Annotated in this window: 21 protein-coding genes; 16 read left to right on the top strand and 5 right to left on the bottom strand. The window is 41.4% G+C overall.

Annotation, left to right across the window (positions count from 1 at the left end; all coding sequences use genetic code 11):
• Positions 1-8 precede the first annotated feature (8 nt).
• From IPM95_15380 to IPM95_15330, 11 genes are all read left to right on the top strand, one after another.
• Positions 9-1469, top strand: a complete 1461-nt coding sequence (locus tag IPM95_15380) for a SusD/RagB family nutrient-binding outer membrane lipoprotein (protein MBK9330640.1) — start codon at positions 9-11, stop codon at positions 1467-1469.
• An 11-nt stretch (positions 1470-1480) separates the two neighbouring features.
• Complete coding sequence (locus IPM95_15375) at positions 1481-2413, top strand: hypothetical protein (protein ID MBK9330639.1); 933 nt, start codon at positions 1481-1483, stop codon at positions 2411-2413.
• 19 nt (positions 2414-2432) lie between these two features.
• Positions 2433-3413, top strand: coding sequence for a PPC domain-containing protein (locus IPM95_15370; GenBank protein MBK9330638.1), 981 nt, complete (start codon positions 2433-2435; stop codon positions 3411-3413).
• A gap of 136 nt (positions 3414-3549) precedes the next feature.
• Positions 3550-4629 carry a F0F1 ATP synthase subunit A gene (gene atpB, locus IPM95_15365; protein ID MBK9330637.1) on the top strand — a complete coding sequence of 360 codons (1080 nt, stop codon included), beginning with the start codon at positions 3550-3552 and terminating at the stop codon, positions 4627-4629.
• A 37-nt stretch (positions 4630-4666) separates the two neighbouring features.
• Positions 4667-4876, top strand: coding sequence for an ATP synthase F0 subunit C (gene atpE / locus IPM95_15360; GenBank protein MBK9330636.1), 210 nt, complete (start codon positions 4667-4669; stop codon positions 4874-4876).
• Between the two features lie 67 nt (positions 4877-4943).
• Positions 4944-5438 carry a F0F1 ATP synthase subunit B gene (gene atpF / locus IPM95_15355; protein ID MBK9330635.1) on the top strand — a complete coding sequence of 165 codons (495 nt, stop codon included), beginning with the start codon at positions 4944-4946 and terminating at the stop codon, positions 5436-5438.
• Positions 5438-5980 (top strand): ATP synthase F1 subunit delta, encoded by a 543-nt coding sequence (atpH, locus tag IPM95_15350; GenBank protein MBK9330634.1) that lies wholly within the window; start codon positions 5438-5440, stop codon positions 5978-5980. The genes atpF and atpH overlap by 1 nt, the downstream gene beginning before the upstream one ends.
• A 42-nt stretch (positions 5981-6022) precedes the next feature.
• Positions 6023-7600 (top strand): F0F1 ATP synthase subunit alpha, encoded by a 1578-nt coding sequence (locus IPM95_15345; GenBank protein ID MBK9330633.1) that lies wholly within the window; start codon positions 6023-6025, stop codon positions 7598-7600.
• 79 nt (positions 7601-7679) lie between these two features.
• Positions 7680-8570, top strand: coding sequence for an ATP synthase F1 subunit gamma (atpG, locus tag IPM95_15340; protein MBK9330632.1), 891 nt, complete (start codon positions 7680-7682; stop codon positions 8568-8570).
• 411 nt (positions 8571-8981) lie between these two features.
• Positions 8982-9584, top strand: a complete 603-nt coding sequence (scpB, locus tag IPM95_15335) for an SMC-Scp complex subunit ScpB (protein MBK9330631.1) — start codon at positions 8982-8984, stop codon at positions 9582-9584.
• Between the two features lie 129 nt (positions 9585-9713).
• Positions 9714-10433, top strand: coding sequence for an rRNA pseudouridine synthase (locus IPM95_15330; GenBank protein MBK9330630.1), 720 nt, complete (start codon positions 9714-9716; stop codon positions 10431-10433).
• Between the two features lie 135 nt (positions 10434-10568).
• Here the strand turns inward: IPM95_15330 and IPM95_15325 are convergent, their stop codons facing one another.
• The 5 genes from IPM95_15325 to IPM95_15305 all read right to left on the bottom strand — a co-directional run bounded on the left by IPM95_15325 (position 10569) and on the right by IPM95_15305 (position 16502).
• On the bottom strand, positions 10569-11999 hold the full coding sequence (locus IPM95_15325; protein MBK9330629.1) for a glycosyltransferase: 1431 nt from the start codon (positions 11997-11999) through the stop codon (positions 10569-10571).
• Between the two features lies 1 nt (position 12000).
• Positions 12001-12852: an FkbM family methyltransferase gene (locus IPM95_15320; GenBank protein ID MBK9330628.1), complete on the bottom strand. Its 852-nt coding sequence runs from the start codon at positions 12850-12852 to the stop codon at positions 12001-12003.
• Between the two features lie 111 nt (positions 12853-12963).
• Positions 12964-14736, bottom strand: coding sequence for a hypothetical protein (locus IPM95_15315; protein ID MBK9330627.1), 1773 nt, complete (start codon positions 14734-14736; stop codon positions 12964-12966).
• Positions 14737-14758: 22 nt separating this feature from the next.
• Complete coding sequence (locus tag IPM95_15310; GenBank protein ID MBK9330626.1) at positions 14759-15511, bottom strand: FkbM family methyltransferase; 753 nt, start codon at positions 15509-15511, stop codon at positions 14759-14761.
• 40 nt (positions 15512-15551) lie between these two features.
• Positions 15552-16502, bottom strand: a complete 951-nt coding sequence (locus tag IPM95_15305) for an isopenicillin N synthase family oxygenase (GenBank protein MBK9330625.1) — start codon at positions 16500-16502, stop codon at positions 15552-15554.
• A 144-nt stretch (positions 16503-16646) separates the two neighbouring features.
• Between IPM95_15305 and asnS the strand changes: the two genes are divergently transcribed.
• From asnS to IPM95_15280, 5 genes are all read left to right on the top strand, one after another.
• A complete protein-coding gene (gene asnS / locus IPM95_15300) occupies positions 16647-18068 on the top strand; it encodes an asparagine--tRNA ligase (protein MBK9330624.1) in 1422 nt (473 codons plus the stop codon).
• A gap of 120 nt (positions 18069-18188) precedes the next feature.
• Entirely contained in the window at positions 18189-19202 is a 1014-nt protein-coding gene (locus tag IPM95_15295; protein MBK9330623.1) for a hypothetical protein, read from the top strand.
• 341 nt (positions 19203-19543) lie between these two features.
• Positions 19544-20569: a hypothetical protein gene (locus tag IPM95_15290; protein ID MBK9330622.1), complete on the top strand. Its 1026-nt coding sequence runs from the start codon at positions 19544-19546 to the stop codon at positions 20567-20569.
• Positions 20570-20713: 144 nt separating this feature from the next.
• The gene (rpoN, locus tag IPM95_15285) at positions 20714-22192 is read left to right on the top strand and encodes an RNA polymerase factor sigma-54 (GenBank protein MBK9330621.1); all 1479 of its coding nucleotides are present in this window, start codon (positions 20714-20716) and stop codon (positions 22190-22192) included.
• A gap of 51 nt (positions 22193-22243) precedes the next feature.
• On the top strand, positions 22244-22849 hold the full coding sequence (locus IPM95_15280; GenBank protein MBK9330620.1) for a hypothetical protein: 606 nt from the start codon (positions 22244-22246) through the stop codon (positions 22847-22849).
• Positions 22850-22964: the final 115 nt, after the last annotated feature.

The raw sequence follows: 22964 nt of genomic DNA, 5'->3' as shown, positions 1-22964 counted from the left end.
GCATGAACATGAAAAAATATATTTTTAGCAAGCTTATTTTTTCTTCGCTACTACTCATATTAGGTTGTAGTAAATTTGAAGATTTAAATACCAATCCCAATCAACCAGTATCTATTAAATCAGAGTTGTTGCTGAATAACATCATGTATAGTACATTTGGAGATGATGGAGATGTTGCAAACCAATTAGGTATGTATAGTACTTTTATTGGTTTTGATATGGGGGCTTCTTGGGCTCAACATATGAGTAAAACAGCATATGATGATGAAGATAGGTATTTTGTAAGAACAACAATTATTCAAAGTTTCTGGAATACTATATATGAAGACGTTTGTAATGATGCAGACAAAATGTATAATCTAGCTGTTTCAGAAAATAATAAAGTAAACCAAGGAATTGCGTTAACTCTCAAAGCATATGGTTTTTCTGTATTAACGGATTGCTATGGTGATATCCCTTTTTCAGAGGCATTGAAATCCTCGGAAGGCAATTTTGCACCAAAATACGACAACCAAGAGGATATATATGTAGGAATATTATCTATTCTCGACCAAGCGAATATACTTCTGTCTTCTGGTGAAGGGGCTATTCCTGCCAATAGCGACAGAATGTATGGTGGGGATGTTACTAAGTGGAGAAAATTTGCCAATTCGTTAAAATTCAGATGTCTGATGAGAACATCTAATAAAACGACTCCAAAAATCAACCTTGCAGCACAATTACAGGAAATTGCTTCTTCACGACCTATTTTTACTTCCAATGATGATGATGCAATATTTGCTTTTGGTACAGCACAACCAGCTGCAAATCCATTTTATGAGTCAATCGTATATGGAGGGCGAATAGAGCACAGGCTAAGTAACTCACTAGTTGAAAAATTAAAAAGTCTAAATAATGATCCACGTCTTCAGGTATATAGTAGACCAAACACTTCATCACAATATATTGGAAAGCCCACAGATGGATCTCTTTTTCTAGAAGACGATATTTCTCAAATTGGATTAAGTTACTTACAGCCTGAATCACCAGCGTACTTTATGACATATTCTCAATTGCAATTTTTATTAGCAGAAGCAAGACAGAAGGGACTAATTTCTACAGGTAATGCCGATACATATTTTTACGAAGGAGTTAAAGCATCTTTCTTGGCAAATGGTTTATCAGAATTAGATTTCAATACATACAAAGATTTGGGTTCAATAGATTATAATCCAGTTAGTGGATTAACTCAGATAGCAACTCAGGAGTGGATATCTTTATATGGCCAAGGGGTTGAGGCTTGGACAGAATGGAGAAGAACAAAAATTCCTGTATTAAATCCAGTTAGCGGAGGTGCCGTTAGTGAAATTCCTTCCCGCTATACTTATCCGTTAAGTGAGCAATCCATAAACTCTACTAATTATAACGCTGCTATTGCTTCTCAAGGATCAGATTTATTAACAACAAAAATTTGGTGGTTAAAACCTTAAAAGCTATTATTATGAAAACTATATCAAAATTATTATCGGGATTCTTTTTTTTATTTTCAATTACGTTTTTATTGAAATGCAATAAGAATGAAGATTTATTAAACGTTAATACAAAGACAGGCGGTTTAATAGAAGTTACAACCAAATCACTTAACTATTTTTTCGGGACTTCAGTACCATTGGTTGCAAAAATAAAAGTCTTTCAGGGCACTGTAAAAACTTCAAAAGTAGAAGTTTATAAACAATATTTTACTAAAGATACGGCCTTAACTCATGACCCGACTGGTACAACAGAGATTTCTACAAATTTAGTTTTACTAAAAATAATTGATATTTTAAATGATTCTACTAATAGTTATCAGGATATTTCATTTACATATGATGATTTAGTTTCTGGACTGATTTTAGCTGGAAATCCAATGCCAGAAACTGATGAAACGTTAGCTATAGGTTCAAAATGGGTGTTATCATTTAAGGTTATAAGTGATAATGGAACTGTTTCCAATAGAGATGTAGCTACTGTAGGAATCTCAACACGGTTTGCTGGCACTTACAAAGTGAAGTATGCCGAATATTATAGGATTGGTGTATTTAGACCGGATGTAACATGGCCAGAGGAATATGTTATTGAATCTGTAAATCAAACTACTTATAAAATTTTAGATTATGCAGGTCCATTTGCGGGTAACGAAGTACTCTTTACTGTTGACGGTGATGGAAATATTGATTTTCCTACGGATCAGATATTGAATGGCTTCCCAATTATAACTTGCAATGCTAATCCTGCTTTAATGACAAATGTTCCGTGCGGACCGTCAACCAATAAAGCTACAGCAAATTTTGATACAGGCAAAGACATATTAGTGATGTCTTGCTGCTATAACACGACCAGTGGTGCAACTGGTCCAAGAGAATGGTATGTTGAATTAGAAAAAATTCCTTAATCGATAAAACGAATTAAATATGAAAAATATAGTTAAAGTTAACTTACTATTTATTGCCCTGGTGTCACTGATGAGTTTTGGCTGTAAGCCTAATCAATTTACAGATTACAGCACCATGGTCAATAAATTCTCCGAACTGGAAGATATCCTGCCGAATATGGTCGCAACTGCAGAAAAAGACACGGTATATAACTTCCCGTTTACACTGAACGAAGCGCCTATAGTAGATATGAAGATTTCTGTACAGAAAATAGCCGGAACGGCTACGGAAGGAGAAGATTTTGATATTCTTACTCCTTTAGTGGTCGTGAAAGCATTTACCAAGACAGGAGTTATTTCCATCGGAATTAAAACGGATGACGTTATTGACAGTCCGGAGTCATTTACCATTCAGGTGGGCAGTGAGTTTGATGCCAATGTAAAAGTATTTAAAAACATAGACGTTACTATCTCCGAAGATTACATCGGCTCTGATTTGGATATCACGTTTAATTGGGGTGATTTTAGTGTTGAAACAGACTTAGGTACTATCCCTGTAGGTCTTAACTTTGATATTGACATTTATGTTTTAGACGACGAAGGTAATGATACAGAGGATTACAGTGCGGCTTCACCTTCCAACCCGGAACATATTACTTATACTGTTCCTGACGATGAAGGCACCTATTATTTTGCTGCAAATTTATGGGCGAATGTATTTACAGCCAATGGCGTGTTCCTGGATGATCTGGTTCCTATTACCATGGATTTCCACAGGGATGGTGTATTGGGCTCATTCTCGAAGACACAAGCCGATGAAGACGCCTTTAACCTGTCTTCACTTGACTTGGCAAATGATGGGGATGCCACTTTAGTGGATCTGGCTAAATTAGTGGTGGGTACGGATAACTTTATGGTCTACAATCCGGATGGCTCGTCTTTGGTAAACGCCAGAAGGAAAAACCCTGCGCGTAATCACCAAAGCCAAAAGCCAGTACCTTCCAAAGCATTTGTAAGATAACTTTTCTTCTTACCATATACATAAAAGGCTGCTTCTTTCAGGAAGCGGCCTTTTTCTATTTAACACACATTTAATTTATCTTCACCCTTATTCTGTCCTTGAAAATTACTATCTTTGCACCGCATTTTATAGTACGGTGATCAAGAATTCTCGCATAATTATTTTACTCTTTTCGCTCCTCTTTACGCTGGGGGTAAACGCCAATACAACGGAAGCTGAAACGGATAATCAGGAAGGCGGTAAAGAGGTGGCTAAAGAAGTGGTGGAGCATATCATGCACCACGTGGCAGATGCCAATGAAAACCACATCACCACTTTCGGTGGTCATCATATCACCATGCCGTTGCCTTGTATTCTGGTGAATAAAGAAACCAAAAAAGTATCCGTTTTTATGTCATCGGTATTTCACCATTCAGCGGATGGCACACACGAAGGCTATAAAATGGAAGATAATCGGGTGGTGGATGCGGCAACCGGAAAGAGAGATACCTTTATCGATCTCTCCATCACCAAGAATGTGTTTAATATGATGCTGGGGTTCATTATCCTGGCAGTTGTGTTCTTCAGCATTAAGAAATCGTACGATAAAAGAAAAGGTCAGGCGCCGAAAGGCCTACAGTCTTTCATGGAGCCGGTGATTCAGTATCTTTCCGAGGATCTGGTACGGCCTATCCTGGGTGACAAGTCTGACAGGTATATGCCTTACCTGTTGTCTGTTTTCTTCTTCATTCTAATCAATAACTTGCTCGGATTGGTTCCTTTCATCGGGGGCATCAATTCTTCCGGGAATATCTCCTTTACATTTGTACTGGCATTTTGTTCATTCCTGTTGATAAACCTGAATGGCAATAAGCATTACTGGCAGCATATTTTCGCCATGCCGGGTGTGCCTAAGTGGGTATTGGTCATTTTAACACCCATTGAAGTATTGGGTGTATTTCTGAAGCCGGGCGTATTGATGCTTCGTTTATTCGGAAACATAACCGGTGGGCATATTGCAGTACTGAGTATCGTGAGCCTGATTTTTATTATGGGTAAGATGGGTACCAGCCTTGGCGGAGCAGCCGCGGGTGGTGTGATTGCCATCCCAATCTTATTGTTTGTAAATGCTATGGAATTATTTGTGGCATTCTTACAGGCTTATGTTTTTACCTTATTGTCGACTATATTTATCGGTTCGGCCATTGAGGAGCATCATCATGCAGAACATCATTAATTTTAAATAAACAATTTTAAACAACTAAAAATTCAACATTATGGCAGGAATTGCAGCAATCGGAGCAGGTTTAGCAGCTATCGGAGCAGGACTTGGAATCGGTTTAGTAGGTGGTAACGCAGTACAGGGTATTGCACGTCAGCCGGAAGCAACAAATGATATCAGAGGCGCAATGATTTTAGCAGCAGCATTAATTGAAGGTGCGGCGATCATTGGGATGATTTTATCATTCTTGATGAATGGATAATCTATTTATTAACACCGTTCATGATCGAACGTAAAAATTATTGAATATGATATTGGCATTCGAATCAATATCGTTACTCACTCCCGATTTCGGTTTAGTGTTTTGGACGACTATTGTTTTTCTGACATTTTGGTTCTTAATAGGCAAATTCGCCTTAAAACCGATTGTCAAGTCTATTAAAGACCGCGAGCAATCCATCAATGATGCCCTTTCCGCAGCAGATAAAGCAAAAGAGGAGATGCAGAAACTGCAATCCGACAATGCCGCTTTATTGAAAGAAGCGAGAGAAGAAGGCGCTAAAATCCTGAAAGAGGCGAAAGAGGTTAAAGACTCCATCATTACAGATGCACACAACAAGGCGAAGGAAGATGCGGTCAAAATAGTGGCGGACGCTAAAGCGGAGATTGAGGCTCAGAAAAAAGCGGCCATGGCAGAGGTGAAAAACGAAGTCAGCAAAATTTCTATCGAAATCGCTCAGAAAGTGCTGGGACGTGAACTGGATGCGGCTAAAGACCAGCAAACCTATATCAATTCGTTGGTAGATAAAATCAATGTGAACTGATGTCAGCAGAAAAATTATCACGACGTTACGCAAAAGCATTATTTGACGAGGCTTCACACACAGGCACTATCGAGGCAATTCATGCGGATTTATCTGTTATTGCTTCCGCATTGAAATCCAGCAGGGAATTAAAGGCGGTTTTTAAAAGTCCTGTCATACAGGGACATAAAAAACTGGCGATTGTCAACCAGATTTTCGGAGACAAGGTCAATGCAGTCACGCAGAAATTTTTACAGCTTCTGGTGGAGCAGGGAAGGGAACCTTTTATGACGGATATCATGAATGCATTCTCCCGGTTGTATAATGAGTACAAAGGCATCTCCGAAGTAACGGTAACAACAGCTACTGAATTAGACAGCGCTAATGAGCAGAAAATCGTTCAGTTCATTCAATCACAGTCCGGCTATCCGAATGTGAAAATTAATAAGAAGACAGATGCATCCATCATGGGTGGATTCATCGTTGATTTTGGCGGTAAGTTGTATGACAATTCCGTGCGGTATAAATTAAGTAAAATACAAAAAGAAATTTCTCTTAACTAATCCATGTCCCTTTAGGGATTTTGGGTTCTAAAATTATATAAAATGGTAGAAGTTAGACCGGATGAAATATCAGCAATACTGCGTCAGCAGTTAGGAAATGTTTCTACAGAAGCACAGCTCGAAGAAGTGGGAAGTGTTCTTCAGGTAGGTGACGGTATTGCACGTATCTACGGATTATCGCAGGTAAAAGCAGGGGAATTGGTAGAATTCTCCAACGGTATGAAAGCGATTGCATTAAACCTGGAAGAAGACAACGTGGGTGTGGTATTGATGGGTTCTTCTGATGAAATTAAAGAAGGGGACAGTGTAAAACGTACCGGATTGATCGCTTCGTTAAATGTTGGTGAAGGAATGTTAGGCCGTGTGGTGAACACACTGGGACAAGCCATTGATGGTAAAGGACCCATCGGCGGAGAATTATATTCCATGCCATTGGAAAGAAAAGCGCCGGGTGTTATCTTCCGCCAGCCGGTAACGGAACCGTTACAGACGGGTATCAAATCCATCGATGCGATGATTCCAATCGGACGAGGACAACGGGAGTTAATCATCGGTGACCGTCAGACAGGAAAAACGGCTATCGCTATCGATACCATTATCAATCAGAAAGAGTTTTACGACAGGGGTGAACCGGTTTATTGTATCTACGTGGCATGCGGACAAAAAGCATCTACGGTAGCCAATATCGCGAAAACACTGGAAGAGAATGGTGCGATGCCTTATACGGTAATCGTTTCAGCAAGTGCTGCTGACCCGGCCCCAATTCAGTTCTACGCACCATTCGCAGGCGCTGCTATCGGGGAGTTTTTCCGTGATACAGGCCGTCCGGCATTGATCGTTTATGATGATTTATCCAAACAGGCAGTTGCCTATCGGGAGGTTTCTTTATTATTAAAAAGACCTCCGGGACGTGAAGCCTATCCGGGTGACGTATTCTACCTGCACTCCCGTTTACTGGAGCGTGCGGCTAAAATCATCAATAAAGATGAGATTGCACAAAAAATGAATGACTTGCCGGATTCCCTGAAAGGAAAAGTAAAAGGCGGTGGTTCATTGACGGCTTTACCAATCATTGAAACACAAGCCGGTGACGTTTCTGCTTATATTCCTACCAACGTAATTTCCATTACCGATGGACAGATATTCCTGGAAGCGAACTTATTCAACGCGGGTGTGCGTCCTGCCATAAACGTAGGTATCTCGGTATCTCGTGTGGGTGGTAATGCACAAATCAAATCCATGAAAAAAGTGGCGGGTACGTTGAAATTAGACCAGGCACAGTACAGAGAATTGGAAGCTTTTTCAAAATTCGGTTCTGACCTGGATGCTGCCACCAAAGCGGTATTGGATAAAGGTAAGAGAAACGTGGAGATCTTGAAACAACCGCAGTATTCACCACTGACAGTGGAGAAACAGGTAACCATCATCTACCTGGGTTCAAAAGGGTTACTGAGAAATATAGCAGTGGAAAAGGTGCGTACGTTTGAAGATGATTTCTTAAGTGCACTGGAGGCAAAACATCCGGAAGTGCTAGCGGAATTTAAAAAAGGCGGATTGGGTGATGAAGCTACCGGAAAGGTGGAAGCATTGGCCAAATCCATGGAAGGAGCATACGCATAAAGATGAATAGATAAGAGAAACGGGATGTGTGAGTAATTTTCTCGAATCCCGAATCCCGAATCTCAAACTCTAAATAAAGATGGGAGCAAATTTAAAAGAAGTACGATTAAGAATAGCCTCTGTAAAATCTACCACGCAGATTACGAAAGCCATGAAGATGGTGTCGGCTGCCAAGTTGAGAAGAGCTACAGACAGGATCATTCAGATTCGTCCTTATGCGAACCAGTTAAATAAAGTTCTTCAGAATATCGCTTCTAATCTGGGTGGCGAGATGAATCTGTCTTTTGCACAGCAGCGCACGGTCAGCAAAGTATTGATAGTGGTGATTACTTCCGACAAAGGATTGTGCGGCGGTTTCAATGCCAATTCCGTGAAATCGGCGAAAGTTTTGATGAATGAGAAGTACCCTGAACTGGCGGCGAAAGGCAAGATAGATATCTTAACGGTTGGTAAGAAAGGCTATGACGCGTTTAAAACTTCTAGATTAAAGGTTAATAATGATTTTGGTGGTTTATTTGGCAGTCTTACTTTTGAGAGTGCGGCAAAAGCGGCGGAATATATCATGTATGCTTTTGAACAAAAAGAGTATGATGTAGTGGAAGTGGTGTACGGACAGTTCAAGAATGCCGGCACACAAATTCCATCTACCGAACAGTTTTTACCGATTCAGACTACTGTTCCGGCAAAAGGCAGCGGAAAAGGGAAGGCGGATTATATCTTTGAGCCGGCACAGGATAAAATCCTGAACGATTTGGTTCCAAAGATTTTGAAGACACAATTCTTCCGCTATTTACTGGATTCCAACGCATCGGAACACGGTGCGCGTATGACCGCTATGGATAAGGCAACGGAAAATGCAAATGAGTTGCTGAAATCGCTGAACATCATGTACAACCGTGCCCGTCAGGCGGCTATCACCACCGAGTTAACGGAAATCGTTTCCGGTGCGGCAGCCTTGAGCAATGGATAAAAAATACTATGTATAATACAAAGGAAACCGGATACGCAATTGTCCGGTTTTTTTATTATTGTGCCACGATATTCGTGGCACGATATAGTTATAGGAAATAGAATTTCCATTATCATCGGAGATTCACATGGTCTACTCTGCCTAAATTTAACAACGCAGAGTCCCTGTCTGCCGACAGGCACGCTTTTCAGGAGACTCTGTTTGGAATAAAATTTTAAGTCCTGAATTTCACATCGTTTTATCTTTTTTCTCCGCAGTTTCATGTAGTGGACGTTGTGTAAGTTCAACAATCTGTACCCTGTCAGTTACAGACAGGCTTTTCAAAAGAATCAGTCCGGAAAATGGTCTGAATCTCACCTCTCACCACTGAAATCACAATACTCACTACTATTTTTTTCGTATCTTTATGTCGTGGAAGAAGTACAAAAAAATATAGAAGCCATCATCTTTGCCGCTGAAAGTCCGATTAAAACGGATGAATTGGTGGCCTACCTGAACAAGACCTCCGAGGTGGCTTTTACACCCGAGGAAATTGAAGGCGTTATCTTTGTCATTAAAGAAAAATACAACAACGACCTGTTCCCTTTTGAATTGGGTGAAGTCGGCGGCGGCTACCAGTTTCTGACGAAAGCAGATTACCATACCGTGGTTTCCGCTTTCCTCAATAGAAATACGGTGAAAAGGCTTACAACGGCGGCATTGGAGTCATTGGCCATTATTGCATACAAACAGCCGGTGACCAGACATATCATTGAAACCATTCGCGGGGTAAATGCAGATTACACCATTCAAAAGTTGATGGAAAAGGAACTGATAGAGATTGCAGGCCGAAGTACAGAACCCGGCAAGCCTTTATTATATAAGACAACACAGCAATTTTTAGATTACTTCGGCATCAATTCACTGGATGAGCTGCCGAAACTAAAAGAATTTGAAGAACTTCAAAATCAGATAGGTGAGAAAGAGAATATCGAGGCTGCCAATACAACCATTGCCGCCGACCAACAAAACTAACTTCCAGAAAAACAAGAAGTCGTTTGTTCCAAAGAATGATCCGTTTGCCATGAAAATTGAGCATACGGTCAAGAATTTTACGCCCCTAAAGAACAGTCTGTTCAGGACGAGACCCGTCTCAATAAATATATTTCCAACGCCGGTGTCTGTTCGCGCAGACAGGCCGATGAATACATCAAAGCCGGTTATGTGTCGGTGAATGACGAAGTGGTATTGGAAATGGGGTACAAGGTAAAGCCGAAGGACGTAGTAAAGTTTAAGAATAAACGGGTACAGGGCGAGAAAAAGGTGTATGTGCTGCTGAACAAGCCGAAAGGGTATCTAACCACCACATCGGATGACAGGGAGCGCAAAACCGTGATGGAACTGGTGAATACGGTGAAAGACGTGCGCCTGTATCCGGTTGGAAGGTTAGACAGGAACTCGACAGGAGTTATCTTGCTGACAAATGACGGGGAGCTGGCACAAAAATTATCTCACCCAAGCGGAGAGGTGACGAAAGTATACCAGGTGGAACTCGACAAGGCACTGGACTCAAAGGATTTATTAAAGATACGAGCCGGACTGGAGCTGGAAGACGGGAAAGCTACGGTAGACCACGTGGAATACACCCTTCCGCGTGGCGATGACCGGCATGTGGGCATCGAATTACACAGCGGGAAGAACAGAATCGTGCGCCGTATTTTCGAACATCTGGGATATGAGGTGTTGAAGCTCGACCGTGTTTTATACGCGGGCCTGACGAAGAAAAACCTGATACGCGGCAAATGGCGTTTCCTCACAGAAAAGGAAATCATCTTCCTGAAATATTTCATCGCGAACAAGAAAGAGAAGAAGCCGAAAGAATAATACCCCAAATGAGTACCGTCATTCTGAGCATAGCGAAGAATCCCGAAAAGATTCAGAATGGCCAAATAAGTAAGTACATTTCATTAACGAGATTTCTCTCCGCCGGTTGGCGGATCGAAATGACAGTGATGTGAATTACCAGAACTTAATCTTCCCGGCGGCAAACCAGCACATCCGTAACAGCATAAATCCGTTTTGAAAACGGGAGATATTGGTCGTGCCGTACGTGCGCTCTTTATAACGGATGGGTAAATCAATGATTTTCAAATTGAGTTTGTAGGCGCCAAACAGCAGATCATAATCCCCGAACGGGTCGAAGTCCCCGAAGAACTTCCGGTTGGCGGCCAGCTTATTATAGTCTTCCCGGAACATTACCTTAGTGCCGCAAAGCGTATCCTTAATGGGTTGTTCCATCAGCCAGGAAAACACCTTGCTGAAAAATTTATTGCCCAGCGTATTCAGGAAACGCATCGCTTCTTTATCCATCGGATACACCAGACGCGAGCCGTTGATGAATTCCGCCTTACCGGTGGCAATGGCATTGTAAAACTTTGGCAGTTCTTCCGGCGGCATGGTCAGGTCTGCATCGAGTATGATGAGGATGTCCTGCGTGGCGATGGAGTAGCCTTTGCGAACGGCATCACCTTTGCCCTTGCCCTCCTGCTGCGAAATCTTTATATCGTGTGAATCGCGGTACTTGTTTTGTATTTCCTGTATTTTTGCCCACGTATCATCGGAAGAATTACCTTCCACAAAGATGATTTCCTGATGCTTGCCAAATTTCGGCAGACGTAAAATCGCGTTTTCGATGTTGCCGCTTTCATTGCGTGCCGGAATACAGATGGAAACGGAATATTTCTCCGCCGTTTCTTCCTCCCTGTAATTGAGCAGCGGACGTGCAAACAGGAATTGGTTTAAACACAACGATTTAAAAATAGGCAGCTTGGCGATGTACTTGTTCATCAGCCAGGAGAAGATGGGAATGTTGACCGGAACCAGCAACCGTTTGTTGGTCCTGTAGGACTCAAATCCTGACAGATAGAGCAAGTTGGAAATATCCTTGGCATCCAGCCAGTTCTGCTGTGGAGATCTTTTCTTGATACCAGTCGTCTCACCGAATCTTAAAACAGGCTCCCACCAGTGGTTGTAATAGGAAATAATCACGCGGGTATGTTCGTGGCAATTCTTCTTGATGGCATAAAATACATCCTGGATATTGTCGAGATAACCGATGATATTATTGAAGATGATGACATCATATTTTTTCTCCAGGGTAATCTTTTCGGCATCCATCACATGGAAAGATACGTCCGGATAGGATTCCCGTGCTACCGAAATCATCTTCGGGCTGAAATCAATGCCCGTTTTATCTTTTGCTTTTAAACCGTGAATCGTTTCGCCGCAGCCGCAACCTATTTCCAGCACACTGTCCGTTTCGCTGATGAAGAAATTAAGGTAATTGATGATATCATTTCCGTAATAGGAGAACCGCTTCCGGTAATTTAAATAATTTTCCGCTATGGATTCAAAGTGACTGAAGATGGTTTGTTTGCGAATAGAATACATGTTATTGTGGTATTGCTAAAACATCAATACTGCCATATTTCGGCAGGTGGCTTTTATGATTGTCCAGGGTGATCTCTTCCATATTGCCCGAGTCGAATAATTTGTAATGAAGCGGATGAAAATAGTTCCAGTAAAAGTCAAAGTCAAAATTCTTTTCTTTCATAACATACAAGCCCAATTCAAAAATTATTTTTGGCCGTAATGTCTTGATTGTATTTGCCGCGCCTGAGAAAACTTCATATTCATGCCCGTCCGTATCTATCTTTATAAAATCTAATCTGGTGATGTTGTTGGATTGTACGAAATCATCCATGGTGACAGACGGAACTCCATCCGCCGACATGGGTGTGCCTAGATGAAATTCATGGTCATTTTCCGTGCGTTTGGTCAGGCTCCAGCTGGAGAATGCGACTATATTGGGGTTGGCATCCGATTTTGCAGAAACAAAGCAATTGGTCACAGTTATACGCTTCGCCAGTTCCGGATTTAATTCCAGATTCTTTTTGAATTTATTCAACGCATAATGAGTGGGTTCAAAGGCATATACCTTACCGTTGATAGCCTTGTTTGCAAAATTCAGCGACATGATACCGACATTGGCGCCAACGTCAAAGATAACGTCATCCGCTTTCAGTGTCACAAATTTATTTTCATACACATGCGACTGGAAATCATTGAAAAGATATAACGATAAATCGATGCCTTCGGTCAGGTCTACCTCAAAATTGATATTATTTCTTTTGATCAGATGCTTCTTTTTGGTATCTACAAAAACGGAAGTAAAAAACAGAAGGATTTTTGCTCCGAAGATCTTTATTCGCGTTAAAGGGATATTTCTGAAGACAATATTCATTAAGGAAAAGTTATGCCGCAAATATACCACAAAAAAACCACTCTGATCAGGAGGGGTTATAAGATTATGTCAGATATGTATTTTGTGAAAAGGATTTCAGCATATGCGGAATTAAGGAATGCCTGATGCAGGTTTATTATTCTTTATGGAGTCGATATAATCCCATCTTATTTTATACAAAACAGATTTCTCGGCTTCGCCTTCCTGATGGACAGGCAGGAAGGCTTCAGGATATTTTTGAGCGATATAATAGATGTAGCGGTGCATGGTGCCTATAAATTGCCCTTCCAGGTATCTGCCTGGATCCAGCCGGAGTTCTGCGGTCATGATGTAATTCACTTTTGACTTTCTGAGAGGGATGAGTAAAGAATCCGGATTTTCTGTTGGCGTGTTGTAAATCGGATAAAATTCTTTTCCTTCTGAAAAGATAAAGGACATGGGAGCCTTTCGTACGGCTACCTGTTTTGTCTCATTCGTTAGGTTTTGTGCGCACCACTTCGTCATCTTAATATAATTCTGCCAGTCGGGGGTGTATCCGAAAGTCGGGTCGCCATTAATATTTTCAATAAATACAGGGAAGCGTTCTTTTGCTTCTTTGAGGGTAGCGGACATTCCTGTAAAGAACAGCATCAGGAATACAAACGGAAAAACTATCTGTGCCACGCTGTTATCTACTGTCAGCTCATAAATCAGGTAAAATACAGCCAGGAGGATTAGTGGCAGATAGACCATAATAAAACGGGTCTGCCCCCAGGATGTTTGTAATGAGAAGAAAGAAAAGGCAAGCAGCCCGGAGAAAAATAGTGTTGAGAAGAGAAGATGGATGTGCTTGTTTTTATACATATACCATACGGCTGCCAAGATGAGGAAAATACTTGCTAAAGTAAGGGGTATATTATTGGAGGACATCTCTTCCCGGAAACCCAGAACGTAGTACAATCGGGAAGAAATATAAATCTGGCAGTTTCCCCAGAAACGCTCAATAAAACCCCAGGTGGTTTCCTGTCCCATTTGTGGGTTATAGGCATCTTTCTGGAACAGGATACCCTTTTGGCTGGTGAACTGGCTGTTATCCAGCTTCCATACCGCAGCCAGCAGGAATCGATAGGCTGCATAAATAAGGCCGAAAGAAACTAACGAGATCCCTGCCAGCAGGAATCTTCTGTAGAATAATAAGAACACCAGAATAATACCGATAAATCCCGAAGCTACATTCCGTGTAAGCAGCATCAATACCGAGATCCCGCCGATAAGGACCGCGCCAAGAATCGTTTCTTTTGTTGAAACAGGATCATTGTTTTCTTTAATATGCCGGTCGAATAATTTAAATAATATATAAAAGGAGATACCCTGTATCAGTAAAAATAAACATTCAGAATAGGTGAGACTGGCATACATTAAGAATGGGAAGTTGATAACGGTAAGCAGCAGTGCGGGAATCAGAATGAGATACGGCATCCTGTTCTCGAATGCTTTAAAGAGCATTAAAATGCCGGAGGCAAAAAAGACAATTGAGAAAAATTTCAGGACAATGAGTTTTACTCCAAATATTTTTATGAGTATCCCCAGTGTCATGGGATACAAAGGCGCATTGGCGACATAAAAATATCCGAAAAAGTTTTTGGCATAATTAGAGCCTGCCTCAATATACAAAGCATCGTCATTAGCCAATGATATCTTGGCATCAAAGCATATGAGTGCAAAGACAACGGCAGCAATCAAACAAACATAGAGATAACTGTTTTTATGTTTGATGAAATGATTTTCCAGTAAGGTGTAAAGAGAAGGCAGTCCGGACGATTGACGTGTGTTCGCTGCCCTTGTTTTCTTTACGGGAGCAATCGGTTTCTTGGGAGCCGGTATGTTTTTTTTAGAAGGCTTCATCTGCTGTGTTTTTTCAATTGTTTTAATTCACAGTTTTTTTGCTTAACAGTATATCGAGAATGTGGATGCGGAAATTTTCTTTATCCATCTGGCTGATATCATCGTCTGTAAACAAAGTTAACTGATTGTCGTGCATTTTGTAGATGATGAGGTTGTTTTCCTGAATCAAAGAAATGAAGTCCGTTATTTTTATGCCGGAGTTGTTTAGTCCATACGGATAAAGTTCCGTGATAATCTTCAGATTGTCATTTTTCCTGAGGATTTCCGACATACCCTTAAAGGCAAAGTATTCATAACCCTGTATGTCTATTTTTATAAAGTCCGCTTTTTGTCCCGGAATGATGTCATCCATAGCTACACATTCTATTTCTGAAGTGGAGGTGTAGTCGCTGGTGGCGTATGTTTTGTGGTCTACATTCAGCAGGTCAGAATGGTACAGGATGATTTTTCCGGTTTTGTCGCTCACCGCCTTGTTGTGAAATTCCACATTCTTTAAATGTGCTGCGTTTTGGATAAGATAGGAATAATTGGTTTTGTCCGGTTCAAATGCATATACTCTTCCATTTTCACCCACCAGTTCAGAGAGGATATTGGTGTAAAAGCCGATATTTGCGCCAATATCCAATACCACATCTCCCTTATGAATGTATTGTTTCATTAAGGCAATCTCATGTTTGTCCTGCCGTCTTTTGAAAAAAGGATAGATGATATTATAAACGGGGAAAGCGTTCTTATATAGGAAGTCACCGATTTTTATGGAGAAGGATGAAGGCATATTTTATTAATTAGCTAATTAGCTAATTTGCTAATTAATATTATTTTTTTAATCCGATTTCTCTCAGGCGTTCATCTAAATATTCGCCGGCAGTGATGGGCGCGTAGGCTAACGGATGTTCTGCATCGATACAATTTTCCAGGCAGTCTAAACGTACTTCACTTCTCGGGTGTAGAAAGAAAGGAATGGAATAACGGTGGGTATGCCATTTTTCTCGAGGGGGATTGACCACTCTGTGTGTGGTGGATTTCAGCCTGTTGTTGCACAAACGCTGCAGCATATCACCCACATTCACCATGATTTGCTGTGGTTCCGCCTTGGCGTCGTGCCAGTTGCCGTCAACATCCTGTACCTGCAGCCCATCCGCACTAGCGCCTACCAGCAGCGTGATTAAATTGATGTCTTCATGCGCCTCTGCCCGTATGGCTGTTTTCGGGTCCTGGGTAATCGGCGGGTAATGGATGGCACGTAAAATACTGTTTCCGTTGTGTATTCGCGGATCAAAATAATGGACATCCAGCTCCAGGTATTCTGCAATCGCACGCAGCAGATGCCTGCCCGAGTTTTCAAAGCTTTTATACAACTGTCTGCCGGTTTCATTGAATTCCGGTATTTCAGCCACTTCCAGGTTGTCAGGATAGTCATCCGCCGGCATCACCTCGCCGTCTTCTATATATTGCCCTACCTGCCAGAATTCTTTCAAATCCGCCACCTCACTCTGTTTTGCCTTTTCTCTGCCAAACGAGGTGTAACCGCGCTGCCCTGCATATTCCACTTTTTCATAGCTTAATTTGGTTTCCAATGGCAGGGCATAAAATTGTTCCACCAGCCCGTAATACTTGTTGATCAAGTCCTGTGGGATGCCGTGGTTTTCAATGGCGGCAAATCCGATTTCGGAATATGCTTTGCCAAAACCCTGGATAAATTTTTGCCTTCTGGCTTCATCTCCAGATAAATAATCAGCCAAATCAAGCACCGGAATAAAACTCATAATGGATGTAATTTGCTGTAAATATAAGGGATATTGGCAGATTTTTATAACGCTGTAAATCAGATTGTATGTATTATTCACTTAATACTAATTTCAATTGACACACCGTATAAATTCTGTATTTTTGTCGTTCAATTGAATGTTATGAGCAAGCCAACCATTAGGGATATTTTTAAAGATGCAAAACCGGGTGACAAAATAACGGCACGCGGATGGGTACGCACGATACGGGACAGTAAAAATGTGGCATTTATCAATTTAAATGACGGGACAACTGTGCAGAATTTACAGGTAGTAGTGGAAGGGGGTTCCATTCCGCAGGCAACCATCGATAAGATTCTGACCGGGGCATGTATCGGCGTGGACGGAGAACTGGTGGCTTCTCAGGGGCAGCAGGCGATTGAATTAAAAGCGGAGAATATTACAATTTATGGAATTGCAGATGCCACGTATAAACTTCAGCCTAAAAGACATTCTCTGGAATTCTTACGGGAGATTGCTCACCTGCGTCCTCGTACACAAACGTTCGGCGCAATTCTGAGAATCAGACACGCGCTGGCATTCGCCATTCACAAATATTTCAATGACCATGGATTTTATTATCTCCACACACCCATTATCACCGGTTCGGATGCGGAAGGTGCGGGAGAGATGTTTCATGTTACTACATTGGACTTAAAAAATCCGCCGAAGAATGAAGACGGAAGCATCAACTATAAGGAAGATTTTTTCGGGAAAGAAACCAATCTTACCGTAAGCGGACAACTGGAAGGCGAGCTGGGGGCGATGGCATTATCTAAAGTGTACACATTTGGCCCCACCTTCAGAGCCGAAAACTCCAATACTTCCCGCCATCTGGCTGAATTTTGGATGATAGAGCCGGAAATGGCATTTTACGAACTGGAAGATAACATGGATCTGGCGGAAAATTTTGTCCAGTATCTTGTGAAATACGCACTGGATAATTGTGCGGATGAATTGAAGCTGCTGGACGGAAGAGCCGCTGAAGAAGAAAAGCAGAAACCACAGAATGAACGCAATGAACTTGGATTAATTGACCGACTGAAGTTTGTGGTGGAAAATAAATTTGAACGACTGACCTATTCATCAGCCGTGGAAATTTTGAAAAATGCGAAGAAAAAATTCCAGTTTCCGGTGGATTGGGGTACTGATTTGCAAAGTGAACACGAACGTTATCTGGTTGAGAAACATTTTAAAAAACCGGTGATTCTGACCGACTATCCTGCACATATAAAAGCGTTCTACATGAAGCAGAGCGAAGACGGGAAAACCGTTCGGGCGATGGATGTGTTGTTTCCGGGTATCGGTGAAATCATTGGCGGCTCACAGCGGGAAGAGGATTATGAAAAACTGAAACGCCGTGCGGCAGAAGTCGGTATTCCGGAAGAAAGCATCTGGTGGTACCTCGAAACCAGACAATACGGTACCTGTCCGCACGCCGGATTCGGACTTGGATTTGAACGTCTGGTATTATTTGTTACCGGTATGAGTAATATCCGCGATGTCATTCCGTTTCCTAGGACACCAAAAAGTGCAGAGTTCTGATTATTTTTTAGTACTATTTACGAAGTGTGATGTTACGACTTCTAATCAGAAGCGTACGTATACTAATTTTTCAAGCAGGGTTCTTTAAGTTGTTTTATCTTTAAGTATAAATATTTAAAGTTGAAAAGCATTTCAGTTGTAACACTCTTATGGATGATAGCGATGCTAGCTGCTTCCTGTAAAAAAGACGGTAAAAACAATACACCCGAAGTTCATGCTGTTGGAACGGAATATGGTACTCCATACGTTGCAAAATACTGGAAGAATGGCGTACTTACCAATTTGTCAGATGGAATAAATGACGCTGTTGCAAGCTCCATTTTTATATCTGGCGATGATGTCTATATAGCAGGTTCCGAAAGACCCGGAATTAGGTTTGTTGCAAAATACTGGAAGAACGGTATATCGACCAACCTGACTGATGGAACCAAGTCTGCTGGCGCATATTGTATAGTTGTGTCAGACGGAGATGTGTATGTTGCTGGATATGAGAATAGTTTGGTTACCACCAAGAGTATTGCTATGTACTGGAAAAACGGAATTCCGGTTACCCTTACAAACGGTAACAACGAAGCTGCAGGTCTTTCCATTTTTGTTGTTTCTGGCCAGGTTTATGTGGCAGGTTACGAATCAAACGGAACAAAAAGAGTCGCAAAGTATTGGAAAAACGGCGTAGCCGTTAATTTATCAGATGGAACTAAAGATGCACAGGCAAATTCCATAGTAGTCTCGGGTGCTGATGTTTACGCAGCAGGGCAGGAAAACAATTCTGGTTTTACTCCAATTGCAAAATACTGGAAAAACGGAGTAGCCGTAAGTTTGACCGATGGCACCAAGACAGCCAGAGCAAAAGATATACAGGTTATAAATAGTGACATTTACGTTACCGGTGAAGAATCGAACGGAATGGAGGCAGTTGCAAAATACTGGAAGAATGGTGAGCCGGTAAGTTTGACGGATGGCACTAATTATGCAGAGACCACTTCAATCTTCATATCCGGAACCGATATCTATGTTGCAGGTAATGAATACAATGGGACAGTAGATGTTGCCAGGTACTGGAAAAACGGAGTGCCGGTTACGCTTTCCGACGGTGCTGAGTACGCTTATATCAATGGCATTTGTGTGAAATAGAAAATATTTAAACAAACAAACAACGATTTAATATCTTTTTTGCCAATTCAAGGTGCATTAATTTTAATCCATGAGATGCAGCAATATTCATCTATTATTTTTTCTCAGTTATTGTGTATTGCATTAGAGAGCTGGTCGACAGACCTGTCAATCCAATTGTTTACACATCCGGCTAAGAGATTTCCATTCCGTTTCCTAGGACACCTAAGAGTGCAGAATTTTAAACACTTTGGCCTGATTTCAACTCAATAATTAACGAATTCTAATCCGAAGTTTACGGATACTAACTTTAGTTGTGGAAGTTTATGATTCTGTCTACTTTTAGTTTATAAAATCATAAAATGAAAAAGCAATTATTAAATCTATTTATTTTTCTGGCGGTTTTTTCGTCGTTCTCCTGTAAGAAAGAGAATACCCGAACTCCGGACGTTTTTATTGTAGGAAGCGAAAGAGTCAGTTCATCCGGATCGACATACAGGGCTAAACTGTGGAAGAATGGTATAGAAACAAATTTGACGGATGGTACAAAGTATGCAAGTGCTGACGGTCTGTTTGTTTCCGGTAGTGATGTGTATGTTGCAGGATATGAAAGCAATGGTAGCGTCAATGTAGCAAAGTACTGGAAAAATGGCGTAGCAACTTCTTTGTCAGGAGGAGTACAAAATGCGTATGCTAATGATATTGCGCTTGTGGGATCAGATTTATTGGTAGTTGGAGGTGAGGAAAGCGCAACGACGCTACAATACGTGATTAAATTATGGAAAAATGATGTGCCTCAAAATATTACGAATGGAACATATAGAGCAATAGCAAGCTCGATGTTCATTGCCGGATCAGATGTTTACATTGCGGGCTTTGAACAAAGTGGCAGCACGGGAACAAGAGAAGTTGCCAAATATTGGAAAAATGGCGTGCCTGTGAGTCTGACGGATGGAACGAAACACGCAAGAGCATTTTCCATATTTGTGGGAGGAACGGATGTATATGTATGCGGATATGAGTATTCAGGCATAACACCAATAGCTAAATATTGGAAAAACGGAATCGCATTTCAGTTGGGCTCCACTTTTTTCTCTTTTGCCAGAAAGATTTTTGTGAAAAATGGTGATATATATGTAGTTGGATATGAAGGTAATGGAAGTGAAAGTGTTGCTAAATACTGGAAGAATGGTATAGCAGTACCCATGACTGATGGCACAAAGTACGCCGAGGTTTCATCTATGGCCATATCTGGTTCGGATATTTTTGTTTCCGGAAATGAATATAACGGCACTTATGACGTTGCTAAATACTGGAAAAATGGAGTCGCGACTCCTTTAGGTGACGGATTAAAAGATTCTTATACCAGTGAAATGGTTGTGCAGTAATCCTTTAAAAACTTGTTCAAGAAGATAAACCGCAGAAAAGATCGATTTTTATGTAAACAGTACGAATCGGCGTTCTTTAATTTCCCTCAAATGCTTATTTTCGTGCCGGGATGGCATTTGCTTTCCTTTAAGATATAAACATACATGCTTCATCAAAGACTGTCACAGAAATTACTTCAAAAACTATCACCTCAACAGATACAGTTGATGAAATTACTGCAAGTTCCTACCGCCAACCTGGAACAACGTATCAAAGAAGAACTGGAAATTAATCCTGCGCTCGAGGAAAGCTTGTCGGATTATGATGGAGAAAAAGAAGATTTGTCCGAGCCGGAGCAAATACGGGATGAGGAAGATGAATCCTTTGAAGATAAAGCGGATGATGACTTTGCGGACAGTTTAGATGTGCAGGAATATACCAAGGACGATTTCGATTACAACAGCGATGAAAGCGATTACAGAGGCAAGGAAGAAAAAAAATCTACCCCATTTGCAGTCGGCAAAACCTTTCACGATTTTCTGGATGAGCAGCTCCATCTGCTGGATCTGGATGAGCACGAATGGCAGATAGCTGATCAGCTGATTGGCAGTATCGATGACGATGGCTATCTGCGCAGAGAACTGGATGCCATAGTGGATGACCTGGCTTTCCAGAAGAACCTGACGACGACTGAAGCGGAAATCGAAGAAGTGCTCCGAACCATCCATCGGTTTGATCCGCCCGGTGTGGGTGCACGTAATCTGCAGGAGTGCCTGCAAATACAGCTGGAACGAAAGGAACAGAATCCGAATGTAAAACTCGCGCTGAAAATCATTACGAATCAGTTTGATGCCTTCACCAAAAAGCACTACGACAAACTTATGAAGTCGCTGGATATTGATGAAGCGCAACTGAAAAAATCGTTGGATATCATTCTCCACCTGAATCCGAAACCGGGCGGCGCCGGCGAATCTTCTGCAACTGTGAATCATCAGACGATTATTCCGGACTTTACCGTTGAAAATAATAACGGGGAACTGGAAGTGTTGCTGAACGGGAAAAATGCACCGGATCTGCGTATCAGCGATTCCTTCAAGGAAATGCTGACCTCCTACGGGAAGGGCAGTATGAAGGACAAGAAACAGAAAGAAGCGGTCGTATTCATCAAACAAAAAATAGATGCGGCAAAATGGTTTATAGATGCCATCAAACAGCGCCAGCATACGCTGTTTGTGACTATGGAGGCTATTGTTTCTTTTCAGAAAGAATATTTCTTGACCGGCGATGAGATGAAGCTCCGTCCGATGATTCTGAAAGATATTGCTGAAATCACAGGGTTGGACATTTCGACCGTCTCGCGTGTGGCAAACAGCAAATATTGCCAGACAGAATTTGGTGTTTTTTCATTAAAGCATTTTTTCTCAGAAGGCCTTCAGATGGAAGGAGGGGAAGAGGTGTCTACCCGCGAGGTGAAAAAGATCCTGGAGGATTTAATCGCCGTGGAGGATAAATCCAAACCGTTAAGCGATGAGTACCTGACCGAACAATTGAAAGCGAAAGGATACAATATTGCTCGCAGGACAGTTGCTAAATATCGCGAACAGATGAATATTCCTGTCGCAAGATTGCGAAAGGAATTGTAACTACAGGACTATCTAATTAACATACTTTAAATTTATTCAATCCAACAAACGGTGATCAGGACATTCTCTCATTTACTCTCCTATCTTTTTCATCCACTGGCTATCCCCGCCTGGATGGCACTTTTTTTATTGTATTCAAACCCGTTTTCTTTTGCCGGCATGCCGGCGGGAGTGGTGATTGCGATAGTTTTTATCAATACGTTTATGTTTCCGGCCATCTCAATTCTCCTGATGAGGAAACTCGGATTTATTGACAGCTTATCCATGCCTGATAACAAACAACGTATCATACCGCTGGTTGCGACCATTGTATTTTATGTGTGGGCTTATCTTGCCATGCGCAAGACAAATTTTCCCTATATGATGATGATTTTCATGATGGGTGCACTGGTATCTCTTTTTATTTCATTTGTCATTAATGTTTTTTACAAACTGAGCCTGCACATGGTGGGCATCAGCGGAGCACTGATGGCGGTTATGACGATGTTGTTTTTTTCTCAGACGGATGTCAGTTACTTCTTTCTAATCATGGTTGTACTAACAGGAGCCATAGCGAGCGCACGTCTTTATCTTGGAGCACACACACTCCAGGAAGTATATGCTGGTTTTATTATCGGAATATTTGGCCAGATGCTCGGACTCTTTTTATATCATTAGTATTCAGGGAACAACCATTGTCGGCTAACCATTTCTTCACATTTCCACATACTGTTGCACCCAAATGTCAGCATTTATTCTCGTACCTTTGTGTGGAATTCTGAGTTTTGAAGAA

It is taken from the genome of Sphingobacteriales bacterium (assembly GCA_016719635.1).
Classification (GTDB): domain Bacteria; phylum Bacteroidota; class Bacteroidia; order Chitinophagales; family JADIYW01; genus JADJSS01.
Note: the sequence above shows the minus strand (reverse complement) of the source record. Positions and strands in the feature narration are given on the sequence as shown.